Genomic DNA, 21,293 nt, shown 5'->3' with positions numbered 1-21,293 from the left:
GAACAGCGCGGACGTCGGAAGAGGTTCGCGGATCAGTCTCCAGCGAGCTGCACGGCTCGCTCCTGCCACCACTTCCCGGCCGCCGGCCCGCCGTTGCAGGCGCCGTCGGACTCACCCGGGGGCTTGACCCACAGCCAGGCGTCGACTGCCGGATCGCCGGTCTCGGTGGTGAAGCCGTCGCCGATGCGGCGACCGGGCGGGTTGCACGAGGCCTCCTCGTCCTCGGAGGAGACCGGACCTGCGCCGTTGCGGCTGGTGTCGATGACGAAGTGTCCGCTGCCGCCCAGCTCCTTGCGGATCTCGCGGCCGTACGCGGTGCTGGCGGCGGTGGAGGAGTAGTTCGAGACGTTCAAGGAAAAGCCCCGCACCCCCTTCACTCCGGCCGCCTTCAGTCGCTTCGCCATCTCCTGTGCGCTCTGCCCTCCGGGGAACCCCGCGTCGAGGTACACGGTGGCCCCCGCCGCGGTGAGCTCCTTGCCTGCCTCAGCGAGCAGGCGGGCCCGCTCCGCGCGGCCCGCCGCAGAGAGGCAGTCGAGATCGGCGAGCGCGTCCGGTTCGAGGATCACCACGGCGCCGGAGCCGCGCACGCCCTCGGCGAGCGAGTCGATCCACTCCCGGTAGGCGGCCGCATCCGCGGCGCCGCCGGCGGAGTGGCCGCCCGAGCAGTCCCGGTCCGGGATGGCGAAGGCCGCGAACACCGGCGTCTGCCGCTTGCTCTCGGCCCGGCGCACGACATCCGCGGTCGTCGTGGCGACGTCCTCGGTCCAGTCGCCGATCCACACCGCGGAACCCTCCGCGGCGAGGCGTCGCAGTGCTTCCTCCTCCTGCGGGTCCGTCGCAGCGGCGGCGGCACGCGCTGCCTTGCTGTTCGGGTCCACCCAGGCGCGACCCGCCCCGAACGGCGACCCGGCGGACTCGCGAGCGGAGGTGGTCGCGGTGCTCCTCGACCGGCCCGCGTCCTTCTTCCCGTCGCCCTCGGTGGCGGAGCCGGAGCCGGTGGCCGGCCCGATGCGGAACTCCCTGAAGTCGACGTAGCCGTTCTCGGGTGCACGCGGCTGGACGAAGGTGTTGCCCATGAAGGTGTTGATGGGGGTGGTGACTCCCGCGTCGCGCCAGCGGACGTCGCGCAGCTTCACGCCCTGGACCCCGTCGATCCAGATGTCCAGCTCGCCGTCGTCCTTGCCGGGGGTGTTCAGCTCGACGCGCATCCTCACCTCGAACCAGCGGTCCACCGGCATGCGCAGGTGCTCGCCCTCGCCGTTGAGCCCGTCGGTGAGGGGCACCTGGATGCCCCAGCGCTGGTGGCGCCGGCCGTCCGCGCGAGGTGCGTACACGTAGGCGTCCCACCACGGGCGCCCGACCCCGTTCAGACTGGACTGGCGCGGGTGCAAGCGCACCGACCAGGAGTCCCGCTTCAGCTTTCCGCCGGAGGAGGCGTACCAGAGGGTCTCGTCGTCCGGGACGCCCGCGAGACCGGGCATCTTGCCGCCGACCCGGGAGTAGATGCCCTCGTAGGTGTCCTCGGGGACGCGGACCTGGTAGCTGAGGACCGCCTCGTCCGCGGCCGGGATCGGCGCGTTGACGCTGATGCCGTTCATCTGGCCCTTGACGAACGAGACACGCGAAACCCCGCCGCTCCGCAGGGACAGGTTCCGCGGGGCGTTCTGGACGGCCCCCTCGGTGGCGAGCATCTGCTGCAGCGTCCGCCCCTCCTCGCGGTCCGGCGCGGCCCTGTCGGCCGACTGGGCCGACACCTCGGGCCGGGGGGCGGCCTGGCCGGGCACGGCGCTGCTCACTCCGAGGGCCAGGATCGAGGCCGTCGTCACGGTGAGTCGCCGCATGCGGCGCAGACGGCCCCGTGCCGGTTGCGAGCTTTCTCGGGTGCTGCCCAAGGATCCCTCCGAGCGGTCGGTCGACTGAGCCGGTGCACCGTCGGGGGGCGACGGCCCCGGCCAGGGGGGTGCGTGACGCCGAAGGTTTGCACGCCGGGTCGCGGAAGGGGAAACCCGTGGAACCGGGCCACTGCGGAGAGTGACGATGCAGTCCCCGGAATCCGGCGCCCGCCGGCGCGCGGCCTACTTCGCTTCCGACCAGCGGCGCACGACCGCCACGTCCGCGACGAACCGCACCCCGCTGCCCGCCGCCCACCGCGCCGCCGTCGCCGCCAGCGCCGCGTGCAGCAGCTCCACCGTGCTCCCCGCGCGCTCCGCGGGGACGTGCACCAGCAGCTCGTCGTGCAGGCACAGCACGATCCGGCCCGTGCCGCCCTCGCGCGCGTCCGCCGCCCCGAGCCCGGCCCGCACGGTCGCCGCCCAGGCCTTGAACAGCTCCGCCGCCGCCCCCTGCACGACGGCGTTGCGCGCGAACCGCCCCCGCCCGTGCGCCTCGCCTCCCGCCGCGGCCGCGTCGGCCAGCCGCAGCAGGCGCCCACCGGCCGTGCGCAGGTCCCGGCCCTCCTGCCCCGCGGCCTCGGCCGAGCGCAGGAACGCCAGCGCGCGCGGGTAGGCCGCATCCATCCGGCGCAGCGCCTGCCCCGCCGTGCCCGACGTCTGCCCGTACATCGCCGCCAGCACCGCGATCTTCGCGGTCGGCCGGTCGCAGCCGAGCGCCGCCGCCACGGGGGTGTAGAGGTCGTCGTCGAGGGTGGCCGCCGCGAGGGCGGGGTCCTGCGAGACCGCTGCCAGCACCCGCGGCTCCACCTGGCCCAGGTCTGCCCGGACGAGCACGTGGCCCGGCTCCGCCGCCACCCCCGGGCGCAGCTCCGCGGGCATGTTGTGCAGCCCCGCCTGCGCCGTCATCCGGCCTGCGGCGGCGTCGGCCGCACCCCACGCCCCCCGCAGCCGCCCGTCCACCCCGACGTGGCGGTCCAGCCACGCGTAGCCGTACGTGGTGGCGATCCGCTCCGCCTTGCGCCAGGTGAGCAGCGCCGCCACCGCCGGGTGCGCGTCGCGGAAGCGCTCCAGCCGCCACGCCCGCGTGTCGGGCAGGTCCAGGCCGAGACCGCGCAGCGCGGCGAGCACCTGGGCGGGGTTGCGCAGGTCCGGCACGCCGGCGCCCGCGGGCAGCAGGTCCGTCACCGCCCGGTCTCGGCCCGCCCGCAGCGCGGCCTCCTCCGCCGCGCCGCGCGGGCGGGGGCCGGCCTCCGCGGCGACCAGCGCCTCCGCCGCGGCCCGGTCCACCGGCAGGCCGTCGTGCTCCAGCTCCACCGCCAGCAGGGCGGCGGCCGACTCCGACCACGCCGTCTGCAGCGGCAGCGCCGGGCCCCGCCGCTGCACCCGCCGGTCCGGCAGGTCGGCCACGGCGCGCTCCTGCAGCGCCGCGACGTGCAGGGCCAGGCCCGCCCACCGCGCGGCCCGCCGCAGCAGCGGCGCCGGGTCGCCGCCCGGTTCGGGGGCCAGGGCGGAGCCGTCCACCCAGCGGGCCCGCAGCCCGCCGTCCTCGCGCAGCGGATCCTCCGGGCGGTCCAGGCCGTCCCCGCCCAGGTCGAGGTCCAGCGCGGTCAGGCCCGGGCGCACGGGGCGGCCCGCGGCGAACGGCGCCGGCGGCGGCAGGTGCAGGGCGGCCGCCCACGCCGAGGCCGCGTCGTCGTGCGGGTCGCCGTGCAGGAGCCGGTGCACGGCGCCCACGTCCCAGCAGCGCCCGGGACGCACCCCGCCCGCCACGAGCGGGCCCGCCGTCGCGGCCGCCGACCACCACACCCAGCGCGGGCCGAGCGCGGCGTCGATCCCCGCCACCACCGCCTCCGGCCGCGCCGCGGCGACGGCCCAGGAGCGGCCGGCGCCGGCCAGGCCGAGGCCCGTCCCGGGCACCGCGCAGAGCGCCAGCGGATCCCCGGCGCGCAACCCCGCCGCCGCCAGGGCGCCCGGCAGGACGGTCGCGTCGACGGCGACCGCGTCCGGGGCGTCGGGGAGTGCGGGCACGCGCCCATCCTCCCCGCCGGCGCCGACACCCCCCGCCCGGCCGGCCCCGTCCCTCTCAAGCAGCCGCCGGAGCAGCCGATGAGAAGACGGAACCCCTCGACCTCGTCGCTCCGCAGCCCCCTGGAGAGCCCCCGTGACCGCCCTGTTCCGCCGACTGCGCGTCGGCACCCGCCTCGCGGTCGCCGTCGGCATCGTCATCGCCCTGCTCGCCGTCACCGCGGGCGTCGCCCTCGTGGGCTCCGCGAAGCAGCGCGACACCGCCGAGGAACTGCGCGACCTCTCGCGCCTCACCCACTACGTCGACATGCAGAAGTTCTGGGACGCCGACGTCACCGGCTGGCAGGCCGCCTACGTCTGGGACGTCTACCGCCTCGGCGCCGAGGAGGCCATGCTGGACGACGCCGGCAACCGCGCCGGCTTCCTCACCGACAAGGCCGCGCTGCTGGCCGAGCTCGACGCCGCGCCCCTGGACCTCATGACCGCCGAGGAGCGCGCCCTCCACGACGTCATCGTCGCCAAGTGGGGCGAGTACTTCGTCTCCGAGGAGCGCTCCGCGCAGCACTACCGCGCCGGCGACCTCACCGCGGGCGACGCGGAGGTCATGGACGTCGGGTGGGTGATCTACGGGGAGATCCTCGAGGCGACCACGAAGATCACCGAATCCGTCAACGCCCGCTCCGACGCCGCCTTCGCCAGGGCCGAGGCGCAGGCGCAGCACACCCGCACCGTCGTGCTGAGCACGCTCGCCGCCGCCGTGGCCCTCGGCCTCGTCCTGCTGGTCGGCCTCACCCGCAGCATCACCGGCCCGCTGTCCCGGGCCGTCGCCGACCTGCGTGCGGTGGCCCGCGGCGACCTCACCGTCGTCCCCGCCGTGGACGGGTGCGACGAGTTCACCGCGATGGGCGAGGCGCTGGCCGAGGCCGTGACCTCCACGCGCGAGACCGTCCGCAACGTGAGCGACGGCGCCCGCGACGTCGCCGGCATGGCGGAGGCCCTCACCTGCACCGCCCACCGGCTCTCCACGTCGAACCTGGAGGCCGTCGAGCGCGCGGCCTCGGCCTCCGGTGCCGCGGAGGAGGTCTCCCGCAGCGTGGACACCCTCTCCATCGGCTCCGGGGAGATGGGACAGGCGATCAGCGAGATCGCCCAGGGCACGTCCGCCGCGGCCGGTGTGGCCCGCCAGGCCGTCGAGGCCGCCCAGCAGACCGGTGCCACCGTCAGCGCGCTGGGCGGGGCTTCGGAGCAGATCGCCTCCGTGGTCAAGACCATCACGGCGATCGCCGAGCAGACGAACCTGCTGGCCCTCAACGCGACCATCGAGGCCGCGCGCGCCGGTGAGGCGGGCAAGGGCTTCGCCGTCGTCGCCTCGGAGGTCAAGGAGCTGGCGCAGTCCACCGCCGCCGCCACCGGGGACATCGCCGCGAAGGTGGCCGCCATCCAGGCCGGCACCGCCGACGCGATGCGGTCCATCTCGGAGATCTCCGAGATCATCGCGCAGATCGACGACTACCAGCTCACCATCTCCGCGGCCGTGGAGGAGCAGACCGCCACCACCACGGAGATGTCGCGCAACGTCTCCGAGGCCGCCGCCGGCACCCGCGAGATCGCCGCCACGGTCGCCGTCGTCGCCCGCGCCAGCGAGGAGGGCCAGGCGAACCTCGCCCAGGTGACCACCGCGGTGGACGCGCTCACCGCCACCGCCGCCCAGCTGCGCGAGGCCGTGGGGACCTTCCGGGTGTGACGCCCGGCCCGGCGCGTCCACCCGGGCGGCGCGTCGGTGCGGCGCGGTAGAACGGGTCGGTGCCGCAGACGCCACCCGAGACGCCGTTCGCCGACCTCGACGCCTTCGTCGACCTGTCCCGCACCACGAGCCTGGCGCTGTCCCCCGACGGCACCAGGCTCGTGGTCGTCACGGCGGTCCCCGACCGCACCCGCACCCGCTACGTCAGCGCGCTGTGGGAGGTGGACCCGGCGGGGGAGCGCCCCGCCCGCCGGCTGACCCGCAGCGCCAAGGGCGAGCAGAACCCGGTGTTCGCCGCCGACGGCTCGCTGCTGTTCACGTCGGCGCGCCCGGACCCCGACGCCGAGGCCGCGGACGACGCCCCCGCCGCCCTGTGGTGGATGCCGGCCGGTGGCGGGGAGGCCGAGGTCCTCGCCACCCGCCCCGGCGGCGTGACGGGCGTGGTCGCCGCCCGCGAGGCGCCCCGCGTGGTGCTCACCTCCCCGACGCTGCCCGGGGCGGGCGCCGACCCCGCCGACGGCTCGGCCGCCGAGCGCCGCGCGGCGCGCAAGGACGCCAAGGTCACGGCGGTCCTCCACGAGGGCTACCCGATCCGCTTCTGGGACCACGACCTCGGCCCCGAGCAGATCCGCGCCTTCGTCCTCGACCTCCCCGGGGCCCCCGCCCCCCGAGCGGCGCTGCGGGACCTGACGCCCACCCCCGGCCGCGCCCTCGACCAGCAGGAGACCGACCTGAGCGCGGACGGGTCCGTCCTCGTCACCACCTGGCTCGTCCCCGAGCGACGCGGCTCCCAGCGCAGGACCCTCGTCGCCGTGGACACCGCCACGGGGGAGCGCCGCGTGCTGGCCGACGAGGGGGAGGGCGGCGGGGACTTCCTGGAGCCCGCGGTCTCACCCGACGGCACGCGCGTCGCGGCCGTGCTGGAGACGCGCAGCACCCCGCACCGCGCACCCCGCAGGCGCGTCGTGGTGCTCCCCCTCGACCGGGCCGGGGACGTCGTGGAGGTGGCACCGGAGTGGGACCTGTGGGGCGCCGGGCCGCGCTGGTCCCCGGACTCCAGCGCCCTCTTCGTCACCGCCGACGAGCGGGGCGCGGCGCCGGTGTTCCGCCTCGACGTGGCCACCGGCGAGGTGCGCCGCCTCACCGGCGACCGCGCCGCCCACTCCGACCTGCAGGTCTCCCCGGACGGGCGCTGGGTCTACGCGCTGCGCTCGACGGTGGACTCCCCGCCGGCTCCGGTCCGGATCGACGCCACCGCCACCGACGCCGAGCCCGTCGCGCTCCCGGCGCCCGCGCAGCCGCCCGCCCCCGCGGGCACGCTGACCGAGGTGGAGACGACCGCGACCGACGGCACGCCGCTGCGCGCGTGGCTGGTGCTGCCGGAGGGCGCCGGGCCGGAGCGGCCCGCACCGCTGCTGCTGTGGATCCACGGCGGTCCGCTGCACTCGTGGAACTCCTGGTCGTGGCGGTGGAACCCGTGGCTGATGGCGGCGCGCGGCTACGCGGTGCTGCTGCCGGACCCGCGGCTGTCCACCGGCTACGGGCAGGAGTTCGTCCAGCGCGGCTGGGGCGCCTGGGGTCGCGAGCCCTACACCGACCTGATGGAGCTCACCGACGCGGCCCTCACCCGTGACGACGTCGACGCCGGACGCACCGCCTGCATGGGCGGTTCCTTCGGCGGCTACATGGCGAACTGGGTCGCCGGGCACACCGACCGGTTCCGCGCGATCGTCACCCACGCCAGCCTCTGGGCGCTGGACCAGTTCGGCCCCACCACCGACGACGCCTACTACTGGACGCGGGAGATGACGGCGGAGATGGCCGCCGCCAACGACCCCAGCGCCCACGCCGACGCCATCACCACTCCCGTCCTCGTCATCCACGGCGACGAGGACTACCGCGTCCCGATCGGGGAGGGTCTGCGCCTGTGGTGGGACCTCGTCTCCCGCTGGGACGGACCGCCGGAGGAACTGCCCCACAAGTTCCTCCTGTACCCGGACGAGAACCACTGGATCCTCGCGCCCCAGCACGCGAAGCTCTGGTACGAGACGGTCCTCGCGTTCCTCGCCACCCACGTGCACGGGGAGGAGTTCCGGACGCCGGAGCTGCTGCGCTGACGGGGCCCGGAACGGGCGGGGCCGCAGCCCCGCCCGCTCCGGCCGCCGTTCCCGCCGGCGCTCAGTCGACCGGGGAGAGGTACTCGCCCCGGTCGGTGAGGGTGAACTCCGTGCTGTCGTCGGGGATCGTCCCCGGGTCGTCGCCGTCGAGGAAGACGACGCCCCCCCAGGCGTAGACGATGAGGCCACCCTCCGAGGACGTCTGCATCCGGAAGACCTGCTCCTCCGCGGACGCGTCGCACGCCCGCAGCACCAGGTCGGACTCCTCCACGATGCTGGCCAGGCACTGCGGTTCGCCGCCGTCCAGCCGCACCGTCTTGACGAGGTACTGGTCGCTGCCCGGTGCGAGGGGGACGACGACCCAGTGGCTGCTCTCCGCCGCCGGGTCGGTGGCGGTGACCACCGCGTCCCCCTCGCCCGCCGCCAGGATCCTGCCGCTGCCGTCCGCGGCGGTGAAGGTCACCTTCCGCTCCCCGTTGGTGAGTGCCGCCGGCGGCGCGTAGGGATCCGACGGGTCGGCCGGGGTGGAGGGCTTCGGCTCGGCGGGCGCCGAGGGCTCCGCGGGCGTGGACGGCTCGGCGGGCGTGGACGGCTCGGCGGGCACCGAGGAGTCGGGGGAGGGGGACGTCGTCGGCTCGGGAGCGGGCGCCGGCTGTGTGGCCGCCCCCCCCGCCGGTGGCAGCGGCTGCACCGGTCCGCTCAGCGCGGACGCGCCCACGGCGATCCCGCCGACGGCCAGGACGGCCGCCCCGGACAGCGCCGCCGCCCGCCGGCGCCGGCGCATCGTGCCCCGGGCCCGCAGATCCTCCGCACGGGGCAGGCGCCCCGCCCGCCCCGCATCGCGCACGAGGTCCTCCAGTCGAGCGTCGATGTCGTCACGCATGACCCTGCGCCTCCCTCTGGTGCCACGTGGTGCCCACTTCCAGCAACTGCTCCCGCAGTGCGGCGCGGCCGCGGGAGAGCCACGCCTTGACCGTGCCGACCGGTGCGTCCATCTCCTCGGCGACGTCCGCCAGGGAGACGTCGGCGAGGTGGTGCAGCACGACGGCCTGCCGGTGCTTGGCGGGCAGCGTGCGCAGCGCCCGCACCAGCGCCACGTGGTCGGGACCGAGGACGTCCACGGGCGCGGGTTCCCGCGCCTGCCGGTGGTGCGCGAGCAGCCGGTTGCGCGCCTTGCGCCAGCTGCTGACCGCCACCCGCGCGGCGACGGTGCGCACCCACGCCTCCGGCGACCGCGACGCGCTCACCGCCGGCCAGCGCTCCCAGGCCCGGGTGAAGGCCTCCGCCACGGCGTCCTCCGACGCCGCCAGGTCCCCGGTCATCAGGAAGACGTGCCCCAGCACCCGTCTGGCCGTCGCGGCGTAGAAGTCGTCGAAATCCGCGGGGTCCCCCACGTACGCACCCCCTCCGTCGTCCACCCGGTGCGCGCCCGCGCGCCCGGTGGTCCTCCGCTGCAGTGTCCTGCCGCGGTCTCGCTGTCGGAGAGGTGACGCCCGGGCCGGGCCCCCGGTTGCAGCCGGATGCGGACGCCGGTGTCCGTCCGGTCTCCCGCCCGTCTGACGGGCGGCCCGCTGATCGACGTGCCGTCCGCCGCGCGGATGCGATGGTGGAGGGGAGCCCGTTCCCGCTGCCGCAGAGGACCTGATCCCGTCGTGACCGCTCGCAGGACCCGCACGTCCTCGTCCAGCCCCACCACCGCGCCGCCGAGGCGCAGGCGCTCCCTGCGGGTGCTGCAGTTCCTCGGCGGGCTCGTGCTCTGCGCCACCGGCGTCTGGCTGTCGCTGCAGGCGGGCCTCGGGGTCTCCCCGTGGGACGTGCTCCACGCCGGGGTGGCGACGTGGACGGGACTGTCGTTCGGCACCGTGGTCGCCGGCGTCGGCGTCGTCGTCGTGGTCCTCTCCGCGCTGCTCGGCGTCCGCCCCGGTCTCGGGACGTTCGTCAACATCCTCCTGATCGGCGCCGTGCTCGACCTGCTGCTGGCCGCCTCGTGGCTGGACGGGCTGCCGGAGGCGGCCCTGGCGCTGCGCATCCTCGCCCTGCTCGCGGCGGTCGCGCTGCTCGGCACGGGTGCGGCGCTCTACATCGGGGCGGGTTTCGGTGCGGGCCCCCGCGACAGCCTCATGGTGGCGTGCCACCTGCGCGGGTGGCCGATCGGCGTCTCCCGCGTCGTCATCGAGGTGAGCGTCGTGGCGGCCGGCTGGCTGCTCGGCGGCCCGGTCGGGGCGGGCACCGTCGTCATGGCGCTGGCCCTGGGACCCGCCACGCAGGTCGCCTTCCGCGTGCTGCGCCAGGAACCCGCCGCGCACTCGCAGGCCCGGGCCGCGGCGGCGGAGGCAGCTGCGGACGCGGGACGCTGACCCTCTGCGGAAAGGACCCTTCCCGTCGTCGCCAGGCCGGCGGATCGACGGGAAGGGTCCTTTCCGTGTGCGGGTCCCGGAAGGGGGACGGCGCGGTCAGGCCAGCGGCTTGCCGCCGGTCACGCCGAGGACCTCAGCCGTGATGTAGCTGGACTCCTGCGAGGCGAAGAACACGAAGGCCGGCGCCAGTTCCGCCGGCTGCCCGGCGCGGCCCAGCGGCACGTCCTCGCCGAAGCTGGCGACCTTGTCCTCGTCCATCGTGGCGGGGATCAGCGGCGTCCAGATCGGGCCGGGGGCCACGGAGTTCACCCGGATCCCCTTCTCCGCCAGCATCTGCCCGAGGCCCTTCGTGAAGTTCACGATGCCGGCCTTGGTGGTGGCGTAGTCCAGCAGCGGCGGGGAGGGCTGGTAGGCCTGGACCGAGGAGGTGTTGATGATGGTCGACCCCGGCTGCATGTGCGGGACGGCCTTCTTGCACAGCCAGAACATGGCGTAGATGTTCGTCTTCATCACCCGGTCGAACTGCTCCGTGGTGATGTCCTCGATGCCGCCGGGCTGCGCCATCTGGTAGGCGGCGTTGTTGACCAGGACGTCGATGCGGCCGAACTCCTGCACGGCCCGGTCGACGATCTGCTGGCAGGCGTCCTCGTCGCGGATGTCGGTGGCGACGGCCACCCCCTTGCGCCCGGCGTCCTCGATGAGGCCGACCGTCGTCCTGGCGTCCTCCTCCTCGTCCGGCAGGTGGACGATGAGGACGTCGGCGCCCTCGCGGGCGAAGGCGATGGCGACCGCGCGGCCGATGCCGGAGTCGCCGCCGGTGATGACGGCCTTCTTGCCCTCCAGCCGGTTGCTGCCCTTGTACGACTCCTCGCCGTGGTCGGGCTCGTCGCCCATGTCCCCGGTGCGGCCGGGGTGCGGGATCTGCTCGCCCTCGGAGTCGGGCTGGGAGTACTCCTGCGTCGGGTCCTGCGGCTCGGTCTGGTCCTGCGGCATGCGCTTCCTCCGGGTGCTCGGCGGGGCGGTCGTGCCCTACGCCCCGCCCCTACCCCGGTGCCCCTGCCGCATGCATGCCCGTCCGCCCTGGGTCCCGCCCTCGTCTTGCAACGTTGCAAGGATCGTGGGCAGACTGATCGACATCCCGGAGGCTCAACGGTGAGCGTCCGATGACGGCGAGGAGCGACGATGCCCTTCCCCTCCCTGCGGACGCGCCGGCGGCACGAGCGGAGCAGGACGCGACCGCGCGTGCTGACGGCCGTGACCGCGGCCCTGCTGGTCGCGGCGACCGCCTCCCCGGCCGAGGCCTACCCGCGCCCCGGGTACGTCACGGGCGACGTCCGCGCGCACGACCCGTCGATGGTCCGCGCCGCCGACGGGCGCTACTACGTCTACTCCACCCACAACCTCGTCGAGATGCGCACCTCCACCGACCGCGTGAACTTCTCCCGGGTCGGATCCGCGTTCTCCAAGCCCCTGACCTGGTCGTCGGGCTACGGCACCACCACCGACCTGTGGGCGCCGGACGTCTCCCGCCACGGCGGGAGGTACCTCATGTACTACTCGGTGTCGCAGTTCCGCTCGAACAACTCCGCGATCGGCTTCGCCACCAGCCCCAGCGGCGCGCCCGGGACGTGGACCGACCACGGCCGGGTCTACTCCTCGACGACGAACGACAACTACAACGCCATCGACCCGAACCTCATCGTCGACTCCTCCGGCAGGTGGTGGCTGTCGTTCGGCTCGTTCTGGTCGGGGATCAAGCTCATCCAGATCGACCCCGCCACCGGCAAGCAGCTCGCGAGCAACACCCGCCGCTACGACCTCGCGACCCGGCCGCTGTCCGTGGAGGGCGCCGTCGAGGCGCCGCACATCCACCAGGCCAACGGCTGGTACTACCTGTTCGTCTCGTTCGACAAGTGCTGCAACGGGGCGTCGAGCACCTACAAGACCGTGGTGGGCCGCTCCCGCTCCATCACCGGGCCCTACCTCGACCACACCGGCAAGGACATGCGCTCCGGCGGTGGGCTCGTCATCAACGCCACGCAGGGCAGCACCATCGGCCCGGGCGGGCAGTCCGTGATGCGCGACGTGGACGGCGACCTGCTCGTCTACCACTACTACACGCCCGAGGGCCCGGAGCGCCTCGGCGTCAACCGCCTCGCCTACGACGCCAACGGCTGGCCGTACCTGACCTGAGCGCGCTGCGCGCCCCTCTCCGCACGGGAGGGGGGCGCGCAGGGGCCGGCTCAGCTCGCGGGGTCGGTCATGAGCCCCGCGTCGTGCGCGACGATCGCCACCTGCACCCGGTTGGTCGCGTCCAGCTTCGTCAGCAGCCGCGACACGTGCGTCTTCACCGTGGCCTCGCTCATGTAGAGCTCCCGGCCGATGTCGGCGTTGGACAGGCCCCGGCCCACCGCGGCCAGCACCTCCGTCTCCCGCTCGGTCAGGAGGCGCAGCCGCTCCTGCGCCTTCTGCCGGCGCGGGTTCACGGCGTCGGCGGCGAAGTGCCCCACCAGGCGCCGCGTCACCGTCGGCGAGAGCATCGCCTCGCCCGCCGCGACCACCCGCACCGCCCCGACGAGCTCCCGCGGCGGGGTGTCCTTGAGCAGGAACCCCATGGCCCCGGCCTGCAGCGCCTGGAACACGTACTCGTCGAGGTCGAACGTCGTCAGCATGATGATGGAGGGGGCGCCCGGCCGGCCGGTGATCTGCGCGGCGGCGGTCAGCCCGTCCATCACCGGCATGCGGACGTCCATCAGGACGATGTCCGGGCGGTGCGCCGCGACGGCCTCCAGCGCCTCGCTGCCGTTGCTCGCCTCCGCCACCACCTCCAGGTCCTCGGCGCTGGACAGGATCATGCGCAGCCCCGCCCGCACCAGGGCGTCGTCGTCCACCAGGAGCAGCCGGGTGGGCCGGGCGGGCGCGGAGGTGCTCGACTCGTTCATGGGTTCCCCTCGTCGACCGGCGCGAGCCGGTGCGTGCTCTCGACCGGCGCGAGCCGGTGCGTGCTGATCGTGCGCGCGACCGTCACTCGTCCCCCGGGGACAGCCGCTGCGGCGTCACGATCCTGGCATCCGGCGGCGCCCACGTGGGCGCATCCGCGGCTTCCGCACCGTCCGGAGTCGGCCACGGCAGCCGGGCCCGCACCGCGAAGCCCCCACCGGGCTCCGGTCCGCTGACCAGGGTGCCGTCGGCGATGCCCACCCGCTCCGACAACCCCACCAGGCCGGAACCGCTGCCGGGCAGCAGGGGAGCCCCGCCGGCCGGGCGCCCGTTGACGATCTCCACGCACAGGAAGCTGCCCGGCCGTCCGCCGAGCGTCACCAGCGCCTGGGCGGAGCGGGCGTGCTTGTGCACGTTCGTGAGAGCCTCCTGCACGATCCGGTACACGGTGCGGCCCAGCTCCGGCGGGACCTGGGTGTGCAGGCTCACCTCCGTGCGCAGCTCCACGTCGACACCCGCGGCCCGGGAGTCGGCCACGAGGTGCTGGATGTCGACGAACGTGGGCTGCGGGGCCAGTTCCGCCGCGCCGGCGGCCGAGTCCGAGGGGGCGCCGGTGCGCAGGACGCCCAGCACGCGGCGCAGGTCCTCCAGCGCGGCTCGGGAGGTGGCGCGGATGGTGGCCGCGGTGGCCTCGACCTGTTCCGCCCCCATGTCCGGGCGCACCTCCAGGCCGCCGGCGTGCAGGGCGACCAGGGAGATGCGGTGGGCGAGGACGTCGTGCATCTCCCGGGCGATGCGGGTGCGCTCAGCCAGGCGGGCCTGCTCCGCGCGCAGCGACTGCTCCGCCTCGGCGCGCTCGGCCCGCTCCCGCAGGCTGTCGACCAAGGCGCGGCGCGCGCCGATGTAGGCGCCGAGGGAGACGAAGAGGCCGACCAGGACGGGGGTGAGGAACACCGACTCGACGAGGCGCATCCCCTGCAGCCACCACGCGTTCAGCATCAGCACCGGTACGGCCAGGACGCTGAGGACGGCGAGCACGCGGTCGCGGCGGCGCACGGCGAGGGTGAGCAGCGCGATGAGCAGCGCGGAGTCGGCGAAGCTGACGAGGGTGAGGGCCCCCATCGCGACGGTGACCTGCACGGGATAGCGCCGCCGCCACCACATCGCCGCGGAGGACGCGATCCCGATGAACAGGGCCGGCACCAGCCAGGGGGGTGTGGCGCGGTCCCCCAGCTCGTCCAGCACGAGACCGGTGTTGAGCACCGCACCCAGGATGCTGACGAGGATGGCGAGCAGGTCCCGGACCCGCTCCGCCCGCCCCGGCGGCATGCCCCAGACGCGGCGCTGCCCGGGATGCGCGTCGGGGCGCACGACGGCGTGCGCCCCGGCGTGCGGCCCGCGCGGTGCGGCGGCGGTCGCGTCGAGCGCGGTCGCCGTGCAGACGGGGGCGGCGGCGCCGGGCGCGACCGGGCGAGGAGGTGCGGCGGGTTCCACCGCAGCAGCGTAGGCAGGCGCGGTGGGAACCCACGTCGTCCCTTGGTCGGTCCGCACCCCCACCGCAGCGCCGAGCGCGCTCACCCGGGCGGCCCAGCCGGACGCGGGCGCCCCCGGCCCCCCTCGGTCGCGGAGCAGTCGCACCGGCCGGCGTGGGTGGCCGACTTCGTCCGGCAGTGCGACGAGCCCTACGTCCACGAGTACCGGCACCGGTGGTGCCTGGTCGCCGAGGCCTGCTACGTGCTCCTGCGGCTCGTCAGCGACCGGCCTCGACGCTGACGTCCCCACCCCGGCGGCCGCGCGGAGACGCCCCGGGACGCAGGTGGTCCCGCCGGGGATCACTCGTCGTGCGAGCCGCCCTGCGGAGGAGCAGGCTGCTTCCAGGCGCCCGGCGGAGCGGCCGGGTGGGGACGGGGGTGCTCGTGCACGGCGACGGAGCCCGGCGGGAGGCCGACGTCCAGCGCTCGCTGACGGGGCTCGGCCTGCGGGAGCGCACGCGGGCGCAGGCCGAGGTGGACGTGGAGGGCATGCTCGCCGCCGCCCAGCGCCGGGCGGGGGCGCGCCGCCGCACCGTGCGCGCGGCCTCGGGGGCCGCGGTGCTCGCCGCGGTGCTCGCGGTCGGCGTCCCGCTGGCGATGTCGCGCCCCTGGGCCGCGCCGGAGCGCCCGAGACCCGCCGCCGCACCGTCCGCCTCCCCGGCGCCGGAGTGGATGGCCTACCAGGCCGAGGCCTCGCCCCTGCTCCCCGACAGCCAGGTCGCCGTGGTGGTGGCGGGCGTCGCGCCGGTCGGGCCGCCGGTCTCGGAGCGCAGGCTCAGCACGGTCAGCGGTGGCCTCTGCCTCGACGAGCCCGTCCTCACCGCCGACCCCCTGGAGCGGGGGATCCGGCAGACGTGGATCGCCGCGCCGGGCGGGGACCTGCCCACCGACACCGTCGAGGAGCGGGTCCGGATCTTCCGCGGCGACGGCGCGCGGCAGTACTTCCGCGCGACCCTCGTGGGCTCCTCCGCCTGCCTCTCCCCGCCCGACGACACCTCCTCGTGGGCGTTCGACGAGGTCCGCAAGTACCGGGCGGAGGAGGTCATCGCCGCGTGGTCGGTGCTCTCCCCGGACTACGACGCGTTCCGCACGGCGGTCGTCATGCGCGAGGGCGCGGTCGTGGTGGAGCTGCACATCACGGTGCGCGGGGACCTCAACCACGCCCTCGACGTGACCCGGACCCTCGCGCAGCAGGCGCTGTACCAGGCGCTCGCGACCGAGCAGGGGTGGTGACGGTGCGCTTCCGCGCCGACCGCGGCGACGGCTGGGCCGACGACGGGGCCGGGGCGGGCTGGATGCAGGACTCCGGCTGGGCGCAGGACCCGGGCGTCGGTTTCGAGGAGTTCGTCCGGCGGCAGGGGGCGGTGCTCGTCGCCCTCGCCCGGGTGCTGCTGCGGGAGCCGGCCGCCGCGCAGGACGTGGTGGAGGACGTCCTGGCGAAGGTCCTCCTGCGCTGGGAACGCGTTCGCGACGAGGAGGACCCGGAGACGTACGCCGTGCGGGCCCTCGTCTCGGCCTGCACCTCCTGGTGGCGGCGCGGCGGCCACCCGCCCGCCGGCGGCGACGGGGACCCGCCGGGCGGGGAGGCGGGAGCGGCGGCGCACGACGCGCTGCTGCTGGAGGCGCTGCGGCGACTGCCCGGCCAGCAGCGCTCCGTGCTGGCGCTGATGACGGTCGCCGGCCTGGACGAGGACGACGTCGCCGACGTCCTCGAGGTCGACCCGGAGGTCGTGCGCGGCATCGCCGAGCGGGGGCTGGCCGCCCTCGGGCGCACCCTCGCCTCCGCCGCGGACCGGGCGAGGGCCTGAGGCCCCACCGCCGGCGCGGGGCCCGCCCGCAGCGGGGGAGGATGCTCCCGTGGCGACGACCCCTCCTGCGACCTCCACGACGGGCACCACCGCGACGGGCGCCTCCGCGCGCCGGGCCCGGGTGCGCGCCCCCGAGCTGCGCGGACGGCGCTGGCTCAACACCGGCGGCCGCGACCTCACCCTCGCCGGCCTGCGCGGCAAGCTCGTGCTGCTGGACTTCTGGACGAGCTGCTGCGTGAACTGCCTGCACGTCCTCGACGAGCTGCGGGACGTGGAGGAGCGCTTCGCCGACGTCCTCGTGACCGTGGGTGTGCACTCCCCGAAGTTCCGGCACGAGGCGGAGCCCGCGGCCCTCGACGCGGCCGTGGAGCGCTACGCCGTGCACCACCCGGTGCTCGACGACCCCGAGCTGGTGACGTGGCGGGCCTACGCGGCCCGGGCCTGGCCCACGCTCGTCGTCGTCGACCCCGAGGGCTACGTCGTGGCGCAGCTGTCGGGGGAGGGGCACGCCCCGGGGCTGGCGGTGCTGCTGGCGGAACTGGTCGCCGAGCACGAGGCCAAGGGCACCCTGCACCGCGGCGCCGGCCCCTACGTGGCGCCGGAGCGGGTGGAGTCGCTGCTGCGCTTCCCCTCCCGGGTGCTGCCGCTGCCGTCGGGCACGTTCCTGGTGGCCGACACCGCCCACCACCGGCTCGTGGAGCTGGACGCGGACCTCACCGCCCCGGTGCGCTGCATCGGCTCCGGCCGGCGGGGTTTCACCGACGGCGACGCCGCCACGGCGAGCTTCGCGGAACCGCAGGGGTTCTGCCTGCTGCCCGCCGAGGTGGCCGCCCGCACCGGCTACGACGTCGTCGTCGCCGACACCGTCAACCACGCCCTGCGGGGGGTGCGCCTCGCCGACGGCTCGGTCGTCACGGTCGCCGGGACGGGACGGCAGCTGCGCCGGCGGGAGGGCGGCGGCCCGGCGCTGGAGCAGGACCTGTCCAGCCCGTGGGACGTGGAGTGGTTCGACGGGCAGGTGGTCGTGGCGATGGCGGGCACGCACCAGCTGTGGGCGTTCGACCCGGCCGGCGCCGCGACCGCCACGACGACGGCGGGGCCCGCCCGGGGCGTGGTGCGGGTGCTGGCGGGGACCACCGCCGAGGGCCTGCACGACGGCGCGGCGGAGCAGGCGTGGTTCGCGCAGACGTCGGGCCTGGTGGCCGGCCCGGGTCCGGGCGGGGCGGGGGAGCGGCTGTGGTTCGTGGACGCGGAGACGTCGGCGCTGCGGTGGCTGCAGCGCAGCGGCGGCGAACCCGACCGCGGCGTGCCGGCGGTGACCGACGAGCGGATGGCCAACGTGGCGGCGGTGGCGGGGGCGGGCTACGAGGTCGGCACGGCCGTGGGCCTCGGCCTGTTCGACTTCGGCTTCCGCGACGGACCGGGCAGTGCCGACGACGGCGCGGGCCCCGGTGGGGCGGGCGAGGACGTCGCGCTCCTGCAGCACCCCCTGGGCCTCGCCCTGGCCCCGGACGGCTCCGTCGTCGTGGCCGACACCTACAACGGTGCCGTGCGCCGCTACGACCCGGCCGACGGGCGGGTCACGACCCTGCTGCGCGACCTGGCGGAGCCGTCCGACGTCCTCGCCGACGACGACGGGCTCCTCGTCGTCGAGGCCGCCGCGCACCGGGTGTCCCGCTTCCCGCTGCCCCCGCAGGTGCGCGTCGACGGTGCCGCCCACCGCGTGCAGCGCCCCGCCACGGACCTGCCCCCCGGAGAGGTGGAGCTCCTGGTGCGGTTCGTGCCGCCCACGGGGCAGAAGCTGGACGACCGCTGGGGCGATCCGACGAGGCTGCTCGTCGACGCCTCACCGCCGGAGCTGCTGACCGAGGGCGCCGGTGAGGGCCAGGGCCTGCGCCGGGTGCTGCGCATCGCGCCGGACGTGCCGGGCGGGGTGCTGCACGTCAGCGTGCAGGCCGCCGCCTGCGACGGCGATCCGGTGACCGGGGAGGTGCCGGAGTTCGCCGCCTGCCACCTTTACCAGCAGGACTGGGGCATCCCCGTGCGGGTGCGCGCCGGGGCGCCGGCCGTGCTCGACCTCGACCTGCGCGGGCTGTGACGGGCCCGGGGCGGCGGCGGGACGCGGGAGGGCTCAAGGCGGCGGCGGTGGATGACGAACACCACAGTGCCGGTGCGGAGCGCGCGCCCCGAGAGCGGGCTCCGCACCGGCATCCCACCCCCCACCCGCGTCTGCGCGCGCCCTTCCGCCTTCGGCGTGACGGCACGGCCGTCGGCGTGGTGAGCTGTCGGGATGGAGGAACGTCGCCAGCCCGCCGAGCGCCGCAGGCTCCTCGACCTCACCCGCTCCGAGCGGGGCGAGCCGGAGCGCCGTGCCCTGCCGGGCATCGAGCGCCGCGACCTCGAGGACCGGGAGCCGCCGCTGCCCCCCGAGCTGGACGGGGCCCCGGAGGACGGGGAGGCGGCCTCCTGAGCGACGCCTCCGGGGCACGGCCGCGGGCCGCCTACGCGAGGTCGCTGAAGCGCTCCACGTCCCGCGTCGCCCCCGAGACGATCACCACGTCCCCGGGCTGCAGGAGGGTGTCCGGAGTGGCGTAGGTGAAGGGCTCACCCGGCCGGTGGTGCGCCACGACCGTGACCCGGTGGTCGGCGCGCACCCGGGCCTCGTGCAGCGTCCGCCCGACGAGCCCGGGCGGCGCGACGGTCTTGACCATCGCGAAGCCCTCCTCGAACTCGATGAAGTCCTGCATCCGGCCCCGCACGAGGTGGGCGATGCGCAGCCCCATGTCGTACTCGGGGCGCGTCACGTGCTGCACGCCGATCTGCGCGAGGATCCGCGCGTGGGGCTCGCTGATCGCCTTCGCCCAGATGTGCGGGATGCCGAACTGCACGAGCAGGGAGGCGGTGAGGATGCTGGCCTCCAGGTTCGAGCCGATCCCGACCACGGCCCGGTCGAACTCGTGCACCGACAGCTGGCGCAGCGCGTCCTCACGCGTCGAGTCCGCGACGACGGCGTGCGTGAGCGTGGTGCTGAGCTCGTCCACCAGCCCGCGGTCGGAGTCGATGCCCAGGACGTCGACGTCCCCGCTGGAGGCCAGCTCCAGGGCGAGGGAGCGCCCGAACCGGCCCAGCCCGATGACGGCGACGGAGCGGTTGGGCTGCCGCACGGTGAGCTTCTTCACCCGAGGTCCTCCTGTGTCGTCCCGTTCACCCGATGATCGGCCTGCCCTCCGGGTGCTCGTAGAGCCGCCGCCGCTCGCGCAGGGCCAGGGCCGTCCCCAGGGTGATCGGCCCGAGGCGCCCGGCGAGCATGAGCACCACCAGCAGGAGCTGCCCGGCCTCCGTCAGCTCGCCGGTGATGCCGGTGGACAGCCCCACGGTGCAGAACGCCGAGATCACCTCGAACAGCACCCGGTCGGTCGTGTGGTGGGTCAGCTCCGAGAGCACGACGGTGCCCAGGACGACCGCCGCCACGGACAGCAGCGCCACGGTCAGCGCCTGCCGGTGGACGCGCTCCGGCACGCGGCGGGAGAACACCGAGACGTGGTTCTCACCGCGCAGCTCCGCGACGATCACCATCAGCAGGAGCGCGAACGTCGTGACCTTGATACCGCCCGCGGTGCTCGCGGAGCCGCCGCCGATGAACATCATCACGTCCATCACCATCCACGAGCCCGTGGTCATCTCCGCGGTGTCGAGGCTGTTGAACCCCGAGCTGCGCGTTGCCGAGGCCATGAAGAACCCGGCGAGCAGCCGTGCGGGCCGCGTCAGGGCGCCGAGGGTGGCGGGGTTGGTCCACTCCTGCGCGGTCAGCAGGACGGTGCCCAGGGCGTAGATGGCGCTCGTGGTCGCCAGCGTCAGCTTGGTGTGCAGGCTCCACATCCGCGGCCGGTGCAGGTGCCTGCGCAGCTCCAGCAGCACGGGGAAGCCGAGCCCGCCGAGGATGGCCGCGAACGCCACCGCGAGGCTCATCCAGGGATCGGCGACGAAGTCCATCATGCTCGTGGCGCGCAGCACGAAACCGGCGTTGTTGAACGCCGAGACGGCGAGGAACACCCCCTCCCACAGCGCCTGGGGGAACGGCTGCTCGTAGTGCAGGGCGAGGCGGCTCACCAGGACGACGGCGGTGACCGCCTCGATGACCAGGCTCACCCGCACGACGCCGAGGAGCACCGAGCGGACGTCGCCGAGGCCGATGCTGCGGGTCTCCGTGGCCGTGACCAGGCGGGAGCGCAGCCCCAGGCGGCGGAAGGCGAACAGGCCCAGCAGGGACGCCGCGCTCATGATCCCGAACCCGCCGATCTGGGCGAGCGCGAGGATGACGACGTGCCCGGTGGTGGTCCAGTGCTCCCCGGTGTCGACGACGACGAGACCCGTCACGCAGAGGGCGCTCGTCGCGGTGAACAGCGCCTCGACGAACGTCGCGCTGCCGGGACCCTCGGACGAGAAGGGCAGCCACAGCAGGGCGGTGCCGACGGCGGTGGCGGTGAGGAAGGCGAGGACGACGATCTGGGCCGGGTGCCGCAGCAGCGCGCGGCGCGGCGTCGAGCCCTGTGCCACGTCGTCCCCCCAGGCGGCCCCGACGCCCCGCCCGGGACGGCGGTGGCGCTGCGCGATCAGCGGGCAGGCTAGCGCCGGGTGCCGGGGGAGCGCGCTCCGGAGCGCGGTGGGCCGGCCCGGGAGGTGCCCGGGCCGGCTCACCCGGGAGCGTGCCGGCCGCTGCTCCGGACGCAGGTCGGGGGCATGCGCGTCCGGGTGACGCCGCGTGGTGCGAACGGCTCCGGGGACCCGCCTGCGCGGCCCCGAGCGCACGACCCGGTGCGAGGGTTGCGCGTGTATCTTCCTGAACGCGTCGAGAGCGCGACCAGTCCGTCGCGGCCG

18 protein-coding genes are annotated in these 21,293 nt (G+C 75.6%); 9 read left to right on the top strand and 9 right to left on the bottom strand.

Features of this window, described 5'->3' with window-relative positions; genetic code table 11:
• Positions 1–32: 32 nt before the first annotated feature.
• Both CLV92_RS04160 and CLV92_RS04155 read right to left on the bottom strand, forming a co-directional pair.
• Positions 33–1,841, bottom strand: a complete 1,809-nt coding sequence (locus CLV92_RS04160) for a glycoside hydrolase family 6 protein (protein ID WP_146099412.1) — start codon at positions 1,839–1,841, stop codon at positions 33–35.
• A gap of 234 nt (positions 1,842–2,075) precedes the next feature.
• Positions 2,076–3,920, bottom strand: coding sequence for a DNA polymerase (locus CLV92_RS04155; RefSeq protein ID WP_245886397.1), 1,845 nt, complete (start codon positions 3,918–3,920; stop codon positions 2,076–2,078).
• 133 nt (positions 3,921–4,053) lie between these two features.
• Here CLV92_RS04155 and CLV92_RS04150 point away from each other — a divergent pair, with 133 nt between their 5' ends.
• Positions 4,054–5,661 carry a methyl-accepting chemotaxis protein gene (locus tag CLV92_RS04150; protein ID WP_146099411.1) on the top strand — a complete coding sequence of 536 codons (1,608 nt, stop codon included), beginning with the start codon at positions 4,054–4,056 and terminating at the stop codon, positions 5,659–5,661.
• A 59-nt stretch (positions 5,662–5,720) separates the two neighbouring features.
• On the top strand, positions 5,721–7,778 hold the full coding sequence (locus CLV92_RS04145) for a S9 family peptidase (protein ID WP_104431525.1): 2,058 nt from the start codon (positions 5,721–5,723) through the stop codon (positions 7,776–7,778).
• A gap of 61 nt (positions 7,779–7,839) precedes the next feature.
• On the opposite strand, the gene CLV92_RS22775 is transcribed toward CLV92_RS04145, so the two are convergent.
• Both CLV92_RS22775 and CLV92_RS04135 read right to left on the bottom strand, forming a co-directional pair.
• Entirely contained in the window at positions 7,840–8,661 is an 822-nt protein-coding gene (locus tag CLV92_RS22775; RefSeq protein WP_104431524.1) for a hypothetical protein, read from the bottom strand.
• The gene (locus CLV92_RS04135) at positions 8,654–9,172 is read right to left on the bottom strand and encodes an RNA polymerase sigma factor (protein WP_104431669.1); all 519 of its coding nucleotides are present in this window, start codon (positions 9,170–9,172) and stop codon (positions 8,654–8,656) included. The genes CLV92_RS22775 and CLV92_RS04135 overlap by 8 nt, the downstream gene beginning before the upstream one ends.
• 258 nt (positions 9,173–9,430) lie before the next feature.
• Between CLV92_RS04135 and CLV92_RS04130 the strand changes: the two genes are divergently transcribed.
• Positions 9,431–10,135 carry a YczE/YyaS/YitT family protein gene (locus CLV92_RS04130; protein WP_211290853.1) on the top strand — a complete coding sequence of 235 codons (705 nt, stop codon included), beginning with the start codon at positions 9,431–9,433 and terminating at the stop codon, positions 10,133–10,135.
• Positions 10,136–10,231: 96 nt separating this feature from the next.
• On the opposite strand, the gene CLV92_RS04125 is transcribed toward CLV92_RS04130, so the two are convergent.
• Positions 10,232–11,128 carry an SDR family oxidoreductase gene (locus tag CLV92_RS04125; RefSeq protein ID WP_104431523.1) on the bottom strand — a complete coding sequence of 299 codons (897 nt, stop codon included), beginning with the start codon at positions 11,126–11,128 and terminating at the stop codon, positions 10,232–10,234.
• 189 nt (positions 11,129–11,317) lie between these two features.
• Between CLV92_RS04125 and CLV92_RS04120 the strand changes: the two genes are divergently transcribed.
• Complete coding sequence (locus tag CLV92_RS04120; RefSeq protein WP_104431522.1) at positions 11,318–12,328, top strand: arabinan endo-1,5-alpha-L-arabinosidase; 1,011 nt, start codon at positions 11,318–11,320, stop codon at positions 12,326–12,328.
• Between the two features lie 50 nt (positions 12,329–12,378).
• Here the strand turns inward: CLV92_RS04120 and CLV92_RS04115 are convergent, their stop codons facing one another.
• Positions 12,379–13,077, bottom strand: a complete 699-nt coding sequence (locus CLV92_RS04115) for a response regulator (protein ID WP_104431521.1) — start codon at positions 13,075–13,077, stop codon at positions 12,379–12,381.
• A gap of 82 nt (positions 13,078–13,159) precedes the next feature.
• Positions 13,160–14,569, bottom strand: coding sequence for a sensor histidine kinase (locus tag CLV92_RS04110; protein WP_211290852.1), 1,410 nt, complete (start codon positions 14,567–14,569; stop codon positions 13,160–13,162).
• Positions 14,570–14,725: 156 nt separating this feature from the next.
• On the opposite strand from CLV92_RS04110, the gene CLV92_RS22770 reads away from it, so the two are divergent.
• The 5 genes from CLV92_RS22770 to CLV92_RS04090 all read left to right on the top strand — a co-directional run bounded on the left by CLV92_RS22770 (position 14,726) and on the right by CLV92_RS04090 (position 18,885).
• Positions 14,726–14,848, top strand: coding sequence for a hypothetical protein (locus CLV92_RS22770; protein WP_281256893.1), 123 nt, complete (start codon positions 14,726–14,728; stop codon positions 14,846–14,848).
• A gap of 143 nt (positions 14,849–14,991) precedes the next feature.
• Complete coding sequence (locus CLV92_RS04105; RefSeq protein ID WP_158257123.1) at positions 14,992–15,840, top strand: hypothetical protein; 849 nt, start codon at positions 14,992–14,994, stop codon at positions 15,838–15,840.
• The gene (locus CLV92_RS04100) at positions 15,837–16,415 is read left to right on the top strand and encodes a sigma-70 family RNA polymerase sigma factor (protein WP_104431519.1); all 579 of its coding nucleotides are present in this window, start codon (positions 15,837–15,839) and stop codon (positions 16,413–16,415) included. The genes CLV92_RS04105 and CLV92_RS04100 overlap by 4 nt, the downstream gene beginning before the upstream one ends.
• A gap of 49 nt (positions 16,416–16,464) precedes the next feature.
• Positions 16,465–18,513 (top strand): NHL domain-containing thioredoxin family protein, encoded by a 2,049-nt coding sequence (locus CLV92_RS04095; RefSeq protein WP_104431518.1) that lies wholly within the window; start codon positions 16,465–16,467, stop codon positions 18,511–18,513.
• Positions 18,514–18,705: 192 nt separating this feature from the next.
• A complete protein-coding gene (locus CLV92_RS04090; protein ID WP_104431517.1) occupies positions 18,706–18,885 on the top strand; it encodes a hypothetical protein in 180 nt (59 codons plus the stop codon).
• 31 nt (positions 18,886–18,916) lie between these two features.
• Here the strand turns inward: CLV92_RS04090 and CLV92_RS04085 are convergent, their stop codons facing one another.
• Positions 18,917–19,594, bottom strand: a complete 678-nt coding sequence (locus CLV92_RS04085; protein WP_211290851.1) for a potassium channel family protein — start codon at positions 19,592–19,594, stop codon at positions 18,917–18,919.
• A gap of 25 nt (positions 19,595–19,619) precedes the next feature.
• Complete coding sequence (locus tag CLV92_RS04080; RefSeq protein ID WP_211290850.1) at positions 19,620–20,972, bottom strand: TrkH family potassium uptake protein; 1,353 nt, start codon at positions 20,970–20,972, stop codon at positions 19,620–19,622.
• Positions 20,973–21,293 lie beyond the last annotated feature (321 nt).

This window comes from Kineococcus xinjiangensis (genome assembly GCF_002934625.1).
Taxonomy (GTDB): Bacteria; Actinomycetota; Actinomycetes; order Actinomycetales; family Kineococcaceae; genus Kineococcus_A; species Kineococcus_A xinjiangensis.
The sequence above is the reverse complement of the archived record's forward strand: the minus strand, read 5'-3'. Positions and strand labels throughout refer to the sequence as shown.